The organism is Streptomyces sp. NPDC058773 (assembly GCF_042746015.1).
Classification (GTDB): Bacteria; Actinomycetota; Actinomycetes; order Streptomycetales; family Streptomycetaceae; genus Streptomyces.
In genome coordinates this window covers 105638-119480 of sequence record NZ_JBHYPE010000021.1, presented here as the reverse complement: position 1 = coordinate 119480, position 13843 = coordinate 105638, and the positions used below count along the sequence as shown (strand labels likewise).

The 13843-nt window shown below is 71.0% G+C and carries 12 protein-coding genes and 1 pseudogene; 5 read left to right on the top strand and 8 right to left on the bottom strand.

The window, feature by feature from the left end; all coding sequences use genetic code 11:
* Both ACFW5B_RS19975 and ACFW5B_RS19970 read right to left on the bottom strand, forming a co-directional pair.
* Positions 1-431 (bottom strand): annotated as a pseudogene (locus tag ACFW5B_RS19975) (two-component sensor histidine kinase); the annotation flags it as partial.
* A 246-nt stretch (positions 432-677) separates the two neighbouring features.
* Positions 678-1016: a hypothetical protein gene (locus ACFW5B_RS19970; RefSeq protein WP_386440900.1), complete on the bottom strand. Its 339-nt coding sequence runs from the start codon at positions 1014-1016 to the stop codon at positions 678-680.
* Between the two features lie 448 nt (positions 1017-1464).
* Here ACFW5B_RS19970 and ACFW5B_RS19965 point away from each other — a divergent pair, with 448 nt between their 5' ends.
* The gene (locus ACFW5B_RS19965; protein ID WP_386440897.1) at positions 1465-2205 is read left to right on the top strand and encodes a DUF4232 domain-containing protein; all 741 of its coding nucleotides are present in this window, start codon (positions 1465-1467) and stop codon (positions 2203-2205) included.
* Between the two features lie 96 nt (positions 2206-2301).
* Complete coding sequence (locus tag ACFW5B_RS19960; protein ID WP_386440894.1) at positions 2302-2550, top strand: hypothetical protein; 249 nt, start codon at positions 2302-2304, stop codon at positions 2548-2550.
* A 131-nt stretch (positions 2551-2681) separates the two neighbouring features.
* Here ACFW5B_RS19960 and ACFW5B_RS19955 read toward each other — a convergent pair whose 3' ends face one another.
* The 6 genes from ACFW5B_RS19955 to iolC all read right to left on the bottom strand — a co-directional run bounded on the left by ACFW5B_RS19955 (position 2682) and on the right by iolC (position 10529).
* Positions 2682-3821 carry a hypothetical protein gene (locus tag ACFW5B_RS19955; protein ID WP_386440891.1) on the bottom strand — a complete coding sequence of 380 codons (1140 nt, stop codon included), beginning with the start codon at positions 3819-3821 and terminating at the stop codon, positions 2682-2684.
* Positions 3822-4031: 210 nt separating this feature from the next.
* A complete protein-coding gene (locus ACFW5B_RS19950; RefSeq protein WP_386440888.1) occupies positions 4032-5525 on the bottom strand; it encodes a CoA-acylating methylmalonate-semialdehyde dehydrogenase in 1494 nt (497 codons plus the stop codon).
* A 38-nt stretch (positions 5526-5563) separates the two neighbouring features.
* Positions 5564-7480, bottom strand: coding sequence for a 3D-(3,5/4)-trihydroxycyclohexane-1,2-dione acylhydrolase (decyclizing) (gene iolD / locus ACFW5B_RS19945; RefSeq protein ID WP_386440885.1), 1917 nt, complete (start codon positions 7478-7480; stop codon positions 5564-5566).
* Positions 7477-8373 carry a 5-deoxy-glucuronate isomerase gene (gene iolB, locus ACFW5B_RS19940; protein ID WP_386440881.1) on the bottom strand — a complete coding sequence of 299 codons (897 nt, stop codon included), beginning with the start codon at positions 8371-8373 and terminating at the stop codon, positions 7477-7479. Before iolB ends, iolD begins: the two co-directional genes overlap by 4 nt.
* Positions 8374-8403: 30 nt before the next feature.
* A complete protein-coding gene (locus ACFW5B_RS19935) occupies positions 8404-9291 on the bottom strand; it encodes a deoxyribose-phosphate aldolase (protein WP_386440878.1) in 888 nt (295 codons plus the stop codon).
* A gap of 245 nt (positions 9292-9536) precedes the next feature.
* Entirely contained in the window at positions 9537-10529 is a 993-nt protein-coding gene (gene iolC, locus ACFW5B_RS19930) for a 5-dehydro-2-deoxygluconokinase (protein WP_386440875.1), read from the bottom strand.
* A 633-nt stretch (positions 10530-11162) separates the two neighbouring features.
* Between iolC and ACFW5B_RS19925 the strand changes: the two genes are divergently transcribed.
* The 3 genes from ACFW5B_RS19925 (at position 11163) to ACFW5B_RS19915 (ending at position 13822) form a co-directional block, all read left to right on the top strand.
* Positions 11163-12083, top strand: a complete 921-nt coding sequence (locus tag ACFW5B_RS19925; protein ID WP_386440872.1) for a sugar phosphate isomerase/epimerase family protein — start codon at positions 11163-11165, stop codon at positions 12081-12083.
* 312 nt (positions 12084-12395) lie between these two features.
* Positions 12396-13415, top strand: coding sequence for a Gfo/Idh/MocA family protein (locus ACFW5B_RS19920; protein WP_386440869.1), 1020 nt, complete (start codon positions 12396-12398; stop codon positions 13413-13415).
* Positions 13416-13663: 248 nt separating this feature from the next.
* Entirely contained in the window at positions 13664-13822 is a 159-nt protein-coding gene (locus tag ACFW5B_RS19915; protein ID WP_386440866.1) for a hypothetical protein, read from the top strand.
* Positions 13823-13843: the final 21 nt, after the last annotated feature.

Below are 13843 nucleotides of genomic sequence, written 5' to 3'. Positions count from 1 at the left end.
GCCACCCGCTGCGCCGTCCGCGTGATCCGCCCCAACGGCGACAACACCCGCCCCGCCATCGCATAACCAAAAGCGAACGCCACCACCGTCAGGCCCACCAGAGCCGCCAGGGAGCGGTTCAGGAAGGTCTGCAGCGCCACTTCGCGCTGGTTGTGGAGGCATTCGCTGATCGCCGCGTTGATCTCACCGACCGTGCCGACCGACGGCAGACCGGGACAGCTGAGGTTGCCCAGCCGGACGTTGGTGCCGAAGATCCGGAACTCCGGGGTGCCCTCCTTGAGGGTCTGGGCCGCCAGGACGTAGATGAGCGCGAGCAGCACCACCCCGGCCATCAGGAACATGCCGCCGTACAGCAGCGTCAGCCGTATCCGGATGGTCGGCCGCAGCCAGGGCGCCGGACGGTGCCGCGACTCCGGGCTCACGCTGGGCATCGGCGGCGGGGGCACCGGCGCGGACGGTTGGGACACGGGTGCCTGGGGAACGGGCGCCTGGGGGACGGATGCCAAGGTGATCAGCCCCGACGGGCCGACGAAGCAGGCATGACGCCCGGTACCGGGACAAGAGGTGTACGCACGACTGATCCTTCCTCAGATGCCTTAAGCCACAGGACAGTTGCCAGGCCTCTCCATCCTGCACAAAGGGGTCATAAACCGGCAGTAAGCAACGGCTCACCCGCCTCATCCGCCCGTCGCGTGCACGGAGCGCCTGCCGGGCCCATGAGCCGGGCCCGGCAGGCGGTCGAGGATCTGCCGCTGGCCGTATACGCCGCGCGCCTCGGGGGTTCTGTCGACGAAACCGGCGATGACCCGGTCGCCGTCGGCGGGGAAGTCCGCCGCCCAGTGCGGCTGCCGCACCCCGTCGAGCACGGCGGCGAGCTCACCGTCGGACCAGGGCCGCAGCAGCAGCCGCGCAGTGAACAGCTCCGCGCCACGGGAGGAGAAGGCGGGAAGGGCAGGGGCCGGAGCACCTGGTGCATCCGGAGAGTCCGGAGAGTTCGAGGAAAGAGGGAAAGTCACGCGTCACTCCTGGTCGTTCGTCGACGACCGGGCCGCGCCCGGGAAGGCGGACGTACAGGGATGCGCAGAGGAATGCGCAGACGTCCCGCTCAGGCGGCGGCCCGGACAAGGGCATGCCGAGGAAGCGGCCGGCGGGCCATATTCATCAACCTCCCTCGTCCGGCGGTGCACACACGCTCCGGGCGCGCGCCGCCGCACCGTATCAACGGACGGGCCACCGCCCCCAGTTGTTTTCCGCGCCTCGCCGTCACCAGTACGCACCCGGTGGATCACGTGGCCCAACTGGACGGTCACGTACGGAACTCAGGACTCCCCTTTGACGCTATTACATTCCCCGCACACGTGTTAGCCAGACGTTAGCGGCGCGGAAGTCGTCCACCAGCGGCCCCGAGCAGAGTGGGTGTCGTACCGAGGAAACGACGACACCGACTGCCCCGGGGGACCCGAAATGAGCTCCAGCACCACTGCCCGCACCGCTCGCCGCCGCACCCTGCGCATCGCCGTCGCGGCCCTGACGGCAGCGGCCGGTCTCACCCTGACCGCCTGCTCGGGCTCGGGCACCGTCGATGCGAAGCCCGCGGACAGCGCGGGCTCGGGCGCGGGCGCCGTCGAGGCCGGCGACGCGGGCTCCGCCGCCGGGGCGCAGGGCTCCGATGCCCAGGCGGACCCCGGCGCCAAGGGCGGCGCCAAGGCCGACACCAAGGGGGACTCCGCGGGCAAGCAGTCGGGCAGTGCACAGGCCGCCGGCGGAGGCGGCGCGGCCCCGGGCGTCCAGCGCTGCCACACCTCCGGCCTGAAGGCATCGTTCGCCACGGGCGAGGACGCGGCCCCGGACCCGAACGCGGGCGGCTCGACGACCACCAGCGTCGTGCTGACCAACAAGGGCAGCCGCACCTGCAGAATCGGCGGCTTCCCGGGCGTGGACCTGAAGGCCGGGGACGGCGGTGGGGTCTGGTCGCTGCAGCGCTCCACTGCCAAGCACAGCTCGATCACCCTGAAGCCCGGGGACAGCACGGACTTCACGATCAACCTCGTTCTGTCCAAGGGGGAGGGCTCCTGGAAGCCTGCCTCCGCGGTCATCACGCCGCCGAACGAGACCACCTCGCTGACCTTGGACTGGCCCTGGGACGCGCTCGTCGACCAGCAGGGCGCCACCCACCCCGGCACCTTCGTCAACCCCATCGGCTGACCACCCCGGCACCGCCCCGGACATGAGCCGGGGACGTCTTCTGAGCCGGACCGGCTCAGAGAAGTGAAAGACCACAAGACAACCAAGGAGACAACTATGAAGTCGTGGCGTACCCGTATCGGGGTCGGTCTCGCGGTCGGTGCCGCGGCGGTCGCCATTCCGCTGAGCGCCGCCACTGCCTTTGCCGCCCCGCCGCCCGGCGACGGCTGGGTCCCCGTCGGTGGCGAGAAGTACCCCTCGAAGGCGGAGTGCGAAGCGAAGGAACTCCCCTACGCCCAGGCGAACGGCTACCACGAGGTGTGGTGCGACGACAGCGAGGCCATCATGGCCATCTACAACCGCTGACCGACCACCACCCGGCGAGGCCCCGCCCCGCCGACACCGCACCACAAAAGTCCGCTGCCCCGGTGGGTTACACCGGGCAGCGGACTCTCCGCTGCACGGCCCCGCGCCCGGGCGCGGGAGACCAACAAGCCCTAATACTGCGGCGGCCCGAAGCCCCCCTGCGGGGGCGGCGGGGTGCCCGGCGGCATCGGCGGGGCACCGGCCGGCGGCATCGGCGGACCGCTGACCGGGGGCACCGGTCCGGCGGGCGGCTGCCAGACCGGCGGGGCCTGCGGGCCGCCCGGCGGTACGAAGCCGGGGACGGCGAACTGCGGGGCCTGGGACGGCGGGTACCAGGCGGGGGCCACCGGCTCACCGCGGCCCATCAGGAACAGCAGGGCCACCGAGCCGAACAGGTCCAGCGCCAGCTGGAGGTGGATGATGATGCTCATGCCCGGGACGTCGCCGCTCAGCTCCAGCAGAGTGCCGTTGCCGGCCATCCCGATCACCGCCAGCACGGCCCCGGGCAGCGACACCATCGCCAGCCCGATGGCCAGCCCGCGGGCCGCGCCGCCGCGCATCAGGCTGCTGAGCGCGGCCGGCACGGTCAGTGCGAGGAAGACCAGGGCGGACCAGCCGGAGGACAGGGCCAGCAGCGCGCCGAGGCCGCCCTTGCCGAGGTAGAACAGGTCGAAGAACTCGCTGCCGCCCTCGATCAGCATGTAGCCTTGCCAGACCAGGTTCATCAGCACCATCGCGCCGAGCAGCAGACCGGCCAGCACAGCGGGCGTCTTGGCCGGGCGCATCGGCGGGTCACTGGGGGTGGGGCGCGGCCAGGAACGCATCCCGGCGAGCAGCACGATGCCCGCGGCGAGGCACAGCGGGAACATCCCCAGGCTGCTGATGAAGGCGCCGTCGAAGGTATCGGTGGCCGTTTCGGCGTGCCGGAACCAGCGGTCGGTGCTGGTGTGGCTGCCGACGCTGACGAGGGCCTGCAGCACGGTGGCGAAGGTGAGGGTGGTGGCGACGGCCAGCAGCCCGCCGGCCACCCGCTGGCCCGCGAACGCCGTGAACACCGCCGCCAACTGGACCAGGGCCAGTCCGAAATGGAAGGCGTTGGTCACCTGGTTCATACCGCCGTCGTTCTGACCGGTCCAGTTCTCCCAGACCCCCGCGGGGCCGAACTGGCTGAAGTCGACGACGATCCAGGTGGCGGTGAAAAGGAAGAACAGCAGGCAGAAAACCCCGCCGGTGATACGGGCGCCCTTGGCGAGCGCCATGGATTGTTGCATCTCATCCCCCGTTGTGTCCGTGCCGTGCGAGGAAGCACGGTAGCAACGCGCCGGTCCGCGGTCTCCACCTGGACCTGGGGTTCTGCACGGCCCCGGACCGGGGGCACCGCGCCGCCGGGGACACCGCCACCGCCCGGACAGGCCGGACCCCCGGCGGGCGGGGGCCCGGCCGGAGGTCCGTCAGGGCGTCCTCAACGGCCGCCGGCGTCCTCAGTGGTTGCTGGGGAAGCCCAGGTTGATGCCACCGTCGGACGGGTCCGGCCAGCGGGTGGTGACGACCTTGCCGCGGGTGTAGAAGTGCACACCGTCGTTGCCGTAGATGTGGTGGTCGCCGAAGAGCGAGTCCTTCCAGCCGCCGAAGGAGTGGTAGCCGACCGGCACCGGGATCGGCACGTTCACCCCGACCATGCCGGCCTCGACCTCCATCTGGAAGCGGCGGGCCGCGCCGCCGTCCCGGGTGAAGATCGCGGTGCCGTTGCCCCACGGCGAGCTGTTCATCAGCGCGATGGCCTCGTCGTAGGTCTCGACGCGGACCACGGACAGCACCGGGCCGAAGATCTCGTCCCGGTAGGCGTCCATCTCGGGCGTGACGTTGTCCAGGAGGGAAACACCGATCCAGTGCCCGTCCTCGTAGCCCTCGACGGTGTAGCCGGTGCCGTCGATGACGACATCCGCGCCCTGCGCCGCGGCGCCCGTGACGTACGAGGCGACCTTGTCGCGGTGGACCTTGGTGATCAGCGGGCCCATCTCGGAGGCCGGGTCGTCGCCGGGACCGATCCGCAGCTGGTCGGCGCGCTCCTTGATCTTGCCGATCAACGGGTCGGCGGTCTCCCCGACGGCCACGACGACGGAGATCGCCATGCAGCGCTCACCGGCCGAGCCGTACGCGGCGTTGATCGCGGAGTCCGCGGCCAGGTCGAGGTCGGCGTCCGGCAGGACCAGCATGTGGTTCTTGGCGCCGCCCAGCGCCTGCACCCGCTTGCCGTTGGCGGTGCCGGTGGTGTGGATGTAGCGGGCGATGGGGGTGGAGCCGACGAAGGAGACCGCGGCGATGTCGGGGTGCTCCAGGATGGCGTCGACGGCCACCTTGTCGCCGTTGACGACATTGAGCACACCGTCGGGCAGCCCCGCCTCGGCGGCCAGCTCGGCCAGCTTGAACGCGGCGCTCGGTACCTTCTCGCTCGGCTTGAGGACGAAGGTGTTACCGCAGGCGATGGCCAGCGGGAACATCCACATCGGCACCATCGCCGGGAAGTTGAACGGCGTGATGCCGGCGACCACACCGAGCGACTGGCGGATCGCCGCCACATCGACCCGGGTGGAGACCTGCGTGGACAGCTCGCCCTTGAGCTTCTCCGGGATACCGCAGGCCAGCTCGACGATCTCCAGACCGCGGGCGACCTCGCCCAGCGCGTCGGAGTGCACCTTGCCGTGCTCGGCGGTGATCAGCTGCGCGATCTCCTCACGGTGCGCGTCGAGCAGCTCGCGGTAGCGGAACAGCACCGAGGTGCGCTTGGCCAGGGAGCTGGTGCCCCAGGTCCGGAACGCTTCCTTGGCCGCGAGGACGGCCGCGTCGACCTCGTCGGCCGAGGCGAAGGCGACCTGCTTCTCCTGGGCGCCGGTGGCCGGGTTGTAGACCGGGCCGAAGTTGCCTGAGACGCCCTCGACGGGCTTCCCGCCGATCCAGTGGCTGAGGGTCTTCATGCGGAGGGCCTTTCTGGGCTGACGGCTTCGTGCTGGGGTCAGAGGTGGCGGCGGCGCCCGGCGGCGTGCCGTTCGTACGCCTCGCGGGCGGCCACCGCCGCCGGACGTGTCGCGGTCTCGGCAACGGGAACATCCCACCAGGCCTGCGCCTCCGGCGCGCCCGGCACAGTGTCAGCCGTTTCGGTCTCGACGTAGACACATGTGGGCCGGTTCGCGCCACGCGCCTCGGCCAGCGCGGCACGCAGCTCACCGACCGTGGCCGCCCGCAGGACATGCATCCCGAGCGAGGCGGCGTTGGCCGCCAGATCGACGGGCAGCGGCGCGCCGGTGTACGTGCCGTCCGCGGCGCGGAAGCGGTAGTCGGTGCCGAACCGTTCCCCGCCGGTCGCCTGGGACAACCCGCCGATCGACGCATAGCCGTGGTTCTGGATGAGGACGACGGTGAGGGCGATGCCCTCCTGGACCGCGGTGACGATTTCGGTGGGGTTCATCAGATATGTACCGTCACCGACCAGCGCCCACACCGGCCGGTCCGGCGCGGCCATCCGCACCCCGATCGCGGCGGGGATCTCATAGCCCATGCAGGAGTAGCCGTACTCCAGGTGGTACTGCCTGCGGGACCGGGCACGCCAGAGTTTGTGCAGGTCACCGGGGAGGGAACCGGCCGCGTTGAGGATGATGTCGGTGTCGTCGACGACGGCGTCCAGCGCACCGAGGACCTGCGTCTGGGACGGCCGCACGGACGCGTCCGCGGCCCCGAACGCGGCGTCCACCCGGCGCTCCCAGTCCGCCTTCGCCGCCCCGTAGCCGGCCTCGTACGCCGCGTCGACGCGGTGTCCTGACAGCTCCTTGGTGAGCGCTTCGAGTCCGGCGCGGGCGTCGGCGACCAGCGAGGCGGCACCGAGCTTGTGGGCGTCGAACGGCGCGATGTTGAGGTTCAGGAAGCGCACACCGGGCGCGGCGAAGAGGGTCGCGGAGGCGGTGGTGAAGTCGGTGTAGCGGGTGCCGACGCCGATGACCAGGTCGGCCTCCCGGGCGAGGGCGTCGGCGGTGGCGGTGCCGGTGTGGCCGATACCGCCGATGTCGGCCGGGTGGTCGTGACGCAGCGAACCCTTGCCCGCCTGGGTCGACGCGACGGGGATGCCGGTGGCGTCGGCGAAGGCGCACAACGCGTCCTCGGCCTCCGAGTGGTGCACCCCGCCGCCCGCGATCAGCAGCGGCCGGCGGGCCCCGCGGACCGCACGGACCGCCTCCGCGAGCGCGTCGGCGTCGGGCAGCGGCCGGGTGACCCGCCAGACCCGGTCGGCGAAGAACTCCTCCGGCCAGTCGTACGCCTCCACCTGCACGTCCTGCGGCAGCGCCAGGGTGACCGCGCCGGTGTCGACGGGGTCGGCGAGCACCCGCATCGCCTGGAGGGCGGCCGGGATCAGCGCCTCGGGCCGGGTGACCCGGTCGAAGTAGCGGGACACCGGGCGCAGCGCGTCATTGACCGACACGTCCCCCGCGTGCGGGACCTCCAGCTGCTGCAGGACGGGGTCTGCAGGACGCGTCGCGAAGGTGTCGCCGGGCAGCAGCAGGACCGGCAGCCGGTTGACGGTGGCGAGCGCGGCGCCGGTGACGAGGTTGGTGGCGCCGGGGCCGATGGAGGTCGTGACCGCGTGCGCGGAGAGCCGGTCGCACTGCCGCGCGTAGCCGACCGCGGCATGCACCATGGCCTGCTCGTTGCGGCCCTGGAGATAGGGCAGCGCCGGGGGCCCGGGGGCCTCCCCCTGCGGGGACCCGGCGCCGGACTCCAGCAGGGCCTGGCCCAGACCGGCGACATTGCCGTGGCCGAAGATGCCCCAGCAGGCGCTGATCAGGCGGTGCCGGCGGCCGTCCCGCTCGGTGTACTGGTGGGCGAGGAACTCGACCAGGGCCTGCGCGACCGTGAGCCGGCGCGTCGTCGGAACGTTCATCGGGCGGCTCCTGCGGGCGCTTCGTAGAGGGGGAGGCGGGAATCAACGGGCTGCTCGGGCCAGGTGGCGCGGATCCAGCCGTGCTCGGGGTGATCGCAGATCAGCCACTCCCGCGCGGCACCCGGACCGGCCATCACATTCAGGTAGTACATGGCGTGACCGGGCGCGGCGATGGACGGACCGTGCCAGCCGTCCGGGATGAGGACGGCATCACCGCTGCGGACCTCGGCCAGGACATCGGTGCCGCGGCCGCGCCCCGAGGGCGTCACCCGCTGGTAGCCCACACCGTCCGTGCCATGGGCCGACTCGATCTCGAAGTAGTAGATCTCCTCCAGTTCGGACTCCTCACCGGGGCGGCACTCGTCGTGCTTGTGCGGCGGGTAGGAGGACCAGTTGCCGCCGGGGGTGAGCACCTCCACCGCGATCAGCCGGTCGCACTCGAAGCTGTCCGCCGCGGCGAAGTTGTTGACCTGGCGGGAGCAGGTGCCGCTGCCCCGCAGCTCCACGGGGACACCGGACGCCGGACCGTAACGGGCGGGCAGCCGCCGCTCGCAGCGGGCACCGGTGAGCGCGAAGCGGCCGCCGCCGGCGCCGGTGGCGATCTCGACGTGGGCATCACGCGGTACGTACGCGAAGTCCGTCACCGCGCCGAACACACTCTCCCGCCCGGCCAGTTCAAACATCTCGCCGTCGTCGGTCCGCACCGTGCAGCCGCCGGACAGCGGCAGCACGATCCATTCGCTGTCGCCGGTGGCGAAGGCGTGGCGGGCACCGGGCGGCAGGTCCAGGACCCGCAGCGAGGAGTAGCCCCAGCCGGCCCGCTCCGGGTCGATGTCCAGGGCGTACGGGCCCGCTGCCGCGGCTTTGGCCCCCAGGTGGAATTCAGTGCTCATATCTCGAGTCTCCTGCGGAAATCGCGGCGTTCACAGCAGGCCTACGGCGGTGTCCACGGCGGCCGCGACATCCCCGTCGGCCGGATACAGCAGCGAGCGGCCGACGACCAGCCCCTGCACCGTCGGCAGCCGCAGCGCCTTGCGCCACTTCTCGTACGCGGCTTCCTGGTCCTGCACGGTGCTGCCGACATCCCCGCCGAGCAGCACGGTCGGCAGCGTCGTGGTCTCACAGACCCGGGCCATGGCATCGGGGTCATCGGTGACCGGCAGCTTGAGCCAGGTGTAGGCGGAGGTGCCACCGAGCCCGGAGGCGATGGCCACGGAACGGGTGACGGCCTCCGCGCTGAGATCGTTGCGGACCGCGCCGTCCACCCGGCCGGAGAGAAACGGCTCGACGAAGACCGGCAGCCGCAGCTCGGCCATCGCGTCGATGGCACGCGCGGTGGCCTCCAGAGTGGTCAGCGACCCGGGGTCGTCGTAATCGATGCGCAGCAGCAGCTTCCCGGCGTCGAACCGGAGCCGGGCGAGGTCCTGCGGGCGGTGACCGGTGAACCGGTCATCCATCTCGAACGAGGCACCGGCAAGGCCACCCCGGTTCATCGAGCCCATCACGACCTTGCCCTCAAGGGCACCGAGCAGCAGCAGGTCCTCAAGTATGTCGGCGGTGGCGAGCACCCCGTCCACACCGGGCCGCGACAGCGCCAGAACCAGCCGTTCGAGCAGATCGAGCCGGTTGGCCATGGCGAACTGCCGCTCCCCGACGGCCAGCGCACCCCGCGCCGGATGATCGGCGGCAACGATCATCAGCCGCCCGCTCTCACCAACCAGCGGACGACGGCCACGACGCGCGGCAGCCTCCGCAACAGCTCCGGGATCCCGGGCCCGCAACATCGCGAGATCACTGATCCGAGGGGTCAAGGGTCAACTCACCTTCTTGGGGGCGGGGGTTGGGGTGGGGGCGAGAGGCGGGTGGCAGGTGGGGGGCCGGTCGTGGGGGGGGCCGGCCGCGGGGTGAGCCGCCCGGCGACGGGGGCGTGGGCCGGCGGGCGGGCTCGCCGCGGGGGCGCCGGCCACCGGGCGAACGGCCACGGGGCCACGGCCTGCGAGGCCATGGGACGACCGTCCGGCGAGGCCATGGAGCGACCACCAGGCGAGGCCACGGGTCACCGCCCCGCGAGGAACGCGTCGACCTCGTCTGCCGTCGGCATCGCGGAGGAACAGGCGAGGCGGGAGGCGACGATCGCACCCGCGGCATTGGCGTACCGCATCGTCGGCCCCGGCTCCCACCCGGCGAGCAGTCCGTGACACAGCGCCCCGCCGAAGGAATCACCGGCGCCCAGCCCGTTGACGACTTCCACCGGAGTGGGCGGCACTTCGGCGGTACGGCCGTCACGGTGCACGGCCAGCACCCCTTTGGGCCCCTGCTTGATGACGGCGAGCTCGACACCCATGTCCAGCAGCGCCCGCGCACACTCCCAGGGGTCACGGAGCCCGGTGGCGACCTCGGCCTCGTCGACATTGCCGACCGCCACGGTGGCGTACCTCAACGCGGCCTCGTAATACGGGCGCGCGGTGGCCATCGCCGCCGCACCGGTCGCCCCGCCGTCCCCGGAGGCGCCGCCCGCACCACCCCAGAACATCGGCCGCCAGTCGAGATCAAAAACGGTGATGCCGGACTTGGCGCGGCCCTCCAGCGCGGCGAGAGTGGCGCTGCGGCTGGGCTCCTCACACAGACCCGTACCGGTGATCCAGAAGATCCGGGCCGCCGCGATGGCCTCCCGATCGAGCTCCTCGGCGTGAATGACCAGGTCAGGCGCCTTGGGACGACGGTAGAAGTACAACGGGAAGTCATCCGGCGGAAAGATCTCGCAGAACGTCACCGGCGTCGGACAGCCCTCAACGGCGGTCACCCACCGGTCATCCACCCCGAAGCCACGCAGCTCCCGGTGCAGGTACTCCCCGAACGGATCCCGTCCGGTGCGGCTGATGACGGCACTACGCCGCCCCAGCCGAGCAGCCGCCACCGCCACATTGGCAGCGGACCCGCCGAGAAACTTCCCGAAGGTCTCGACCTCGGCCAGCGACACCCCGGTCTGCAACGGATAGAGATCGACGCCCATCCGCCCCATGGTGATCAGGTCGTACGGCTGGCTCATGTGCGCCCCTTCGAATCAACAGGCACGGCAGGTCGGACAGTTTCGACGAGTACAACTCCGAGGAAAGGTCTAACGGTGAGCACCAGACCCTGTCAACAATTTGTCCTTACATACTGACGTCAGGAATATCGAGAGGAGTGATCGGGGCGCCCGGAACAGCCCGGACGGCGACCCTGACGGGAGGCAGGACAGACTGGACAGCAACCCCCAGGGACCGACACCCCCCACAGGCCAGCCCGGACAGCAAACCCCGGGCCCGACACCCGTCGAGGCAACCCCCACAGACAACCCGCCTGGGGCAACTCCCACAGGGCAAACCGCCTCGGGACGACTCCCACAGGACAACCCGCCTCGGGAACCTCCCACAGGGCCCCACCCCCGACGGGGACGCGCCCCACGCCCGCCCCCACCCCGAGCGGCGCCCCCACGCCTGGGCTGCGGCTTGCCGACCGCGTCCCAAGCATCAAGCACCAGGCATCAAGCACCAGGCATCAAGCGCCAAGCAACAAAGTCCTTAAGTCCTTATGTCAGGACGAAGTCTTGACACTCCCCGGGGCGACAGAGAGGCTGTGCCCCACGACCCGACCCCAGCGCCTCCCGGTCACCGCCGACCGGCGAGAGGAGAGCCGCAGCATGCCCGTTCCCCATGCCGCCCAGCCCGTCCTGGACCGCATCCGCGTCGGTTCCGCACCCGACTCGTGGGGAGTCTGGTTCCCCGACGACGACCAGCAGGTCCCCTGGCAGCGCTTCCTGGACGAGGTCGCCGGGGCCGGCTACGACTGGATCGAACTCGGCCCGTACGGCTACCTCCCCACCGACCCCGCCGTCCTGCGCGACGAGATCGCCCGCCGCAGCCTGCAGGTCTCGGCCGGCACGATCTTCACCTCGCTGCACCACGGCCCGTCCGTATGGGACAAGACCTGGGCGCACGTCTCCGAGGTCGCCACCCTCACCCGGGCCATGGGCGCGGGGCACCTCGTCGTCATCCCCTCCTTCTGGCGCGACGACAAGACCGCCGAGGAGATCGAGCCGCGCGAGCTGACCGTGGAGCAGTGGAAGCATCTGGCCACCGGCATGGAGCGGCTCGGCAAGCGGGTACGGGACGAGTTCGGGCTGGACATCGTCGTGCACCCGCACGCCGACACCCACATCGACACCGAGGAGCACGTCGAACGGTTCCTGCACACCACCGACTCCGACCTGGTCAACCTTTGCCTGGACACCGGCCATTACGCCTACTGCGGCGGCGACAGCGTCAAGCTGATCCGCACCTACGGCGAGCGCATCGGCTACCTCCACCTCAAGCAGGTCGACCCCGACATCCTCAGCGAGGTCGTCGCCAAGGGCACGCCGTTCGGCCCGGCGGTCAAGCAGGGCGTGATGTGCGAACCACCGCTCGGCGCGCCGGCACTGCCGCCCGTCCTGGAGGCCGCGCAGGAGCTGAATGTCGACCTCTTCGCCATCGTCGAGCAGGACATGTACCCCTGCCCGCCCGACCAGCCCTTCCCCATCGCCGAACGGACCCGCCGCTTCCTGCGCTCCTGCGGCGCATGACCGGCGCGTGCGTGCGGCAGGCACCGGCCTGACGCCTGGACCGGACGCCTGGACCGGACGCTTGGGCGGGGTGCTTGAACCGGACACCTGGACAGGCCTCTTGAACAGGGCGCCTGGACAGGGCGCTTGAGTCGACCCGCCTGCCCGTCCTCTCATCCCCCGTCCTCTCATCCCCCGCCCTCTCACCCCCGTCCGTCCCTCCTCCCGCCTGCCTCGCGGCGCCTCCTCCTCATACCCCCGGCAACGATTACGGAGCGTAATCAGTTCCTAGGGTAGCTCACACTCCGTAGCACGTAAGGACTTGTGGACGACATGACTTCGCATGAATCGCTGGGTGTCGCAGTCATCGGCACCGGCCGGATGGGCGCCGATCACGTGCGCCGGATCAACGAGGTGATCAGCGGCGCACGGGTGGCGGCGGTGGTCGACATCGACGCGGCGCGGGTGAAGCGCCTCGCGGACGGCATCGAGGGGTGTACCCCCTATACCGATCCGGCCGCCGCGATGGACGACCCCGGCGTGGACGCCGTACTGATCGCCTCGCCGGGGCCCGCGCACGAGGCGACGCTGCTGGACGCCTTCGCGCGGGATCTGCCCGTGCTGTGCGAGAAGCCGCTGACGCCGGACGCCGCGTCGGCACTGCGGGTACTGGAGGCCGAGCAGGCGCTCGGGCACCGCCGGGTCCAGGTCGGTTTCATGCGCCGCTACGACGCCGATTACCGCACCCTCAAATCCCTTCTGGATCAGGGCACTTACGGCCGGCCGCTGATGCTGCACAACAAGCACCGCAACGCCGACACGCCCCCCGGCTTCACCAACGCGATGATGATCAACGACTCGGTGGTCCATGAGATCGATGTGACCCGCTGGCTGCTGGATGAGGAGATCACCGCGGTGCGGGTGCTGCGCCCGGCCCCCACCGGCAACGCCCCGGAGGGCCTCAGCGACCCCCAGCTGATCCTCTTCGAGACCGCGGGCGGCCAGGTCGTGGACACCGAGCTCTTCGTCAACTGCGGCTTCGGGTACCAGGTCAGCTGTGAGGCGGTCTGCGAGGGCGGCACGGCCAGGATCGGTGACGACCGCGGGGTGTTCAGTAACGTCTCCGGCCGCTGGGGCGGTGCGATCACCCCCGGTTTCGTGGAGCGCTTCGAGGAGGCGTACGACCGGCAGGTGCAGCGCTGGGTGAACGCCACCCGGCGCGGTGAGGTCGAGGGCCCCAGTTGCTGGGACGGCTACGCCGCGGCCGCGGTGTGCGAGGCGGGTGTGCGCGCCCAGACGACCGGCGAGCGGGTACCGGTCGAACTGATCGAGCGGCCGTCGCTGTATTGCTGAGCGGCGCCTTGCCGCCGAGCCCGTTTCGCCGCCGAGACCGATTCGTTGCCGAGACCGATTCGTCGCTGAGTCCGATTCGTCGCTGAGACCGTCTCGACGCTGGAGCGCGCCCGTTATTGACGCGCTCCGTCGCCAACGCGCCCTCCCTCTTCACACCTTCCCCTTCACCCCGCACCGCCGCGCTGCGCCGCCCCTTCCCCCAGGTCGCGCCCGCCCCGGTCCACCGAAAGGTCCCGCACGCCTCATGTATGCCGTCCCGTCCCATCACCCCCAGTCGCAACCACGCCTCCAACCACGCCTCCAACCTCAACTTCAACCCCGTCTCCGCCCGCATCCCCGCCTCCACCACCACCAGCACCAGCACCAGCACCAGCACCAGCACCTACCCACCCCCAACGCCTGGTTGAGCAGCAACCCGACGCACCGGA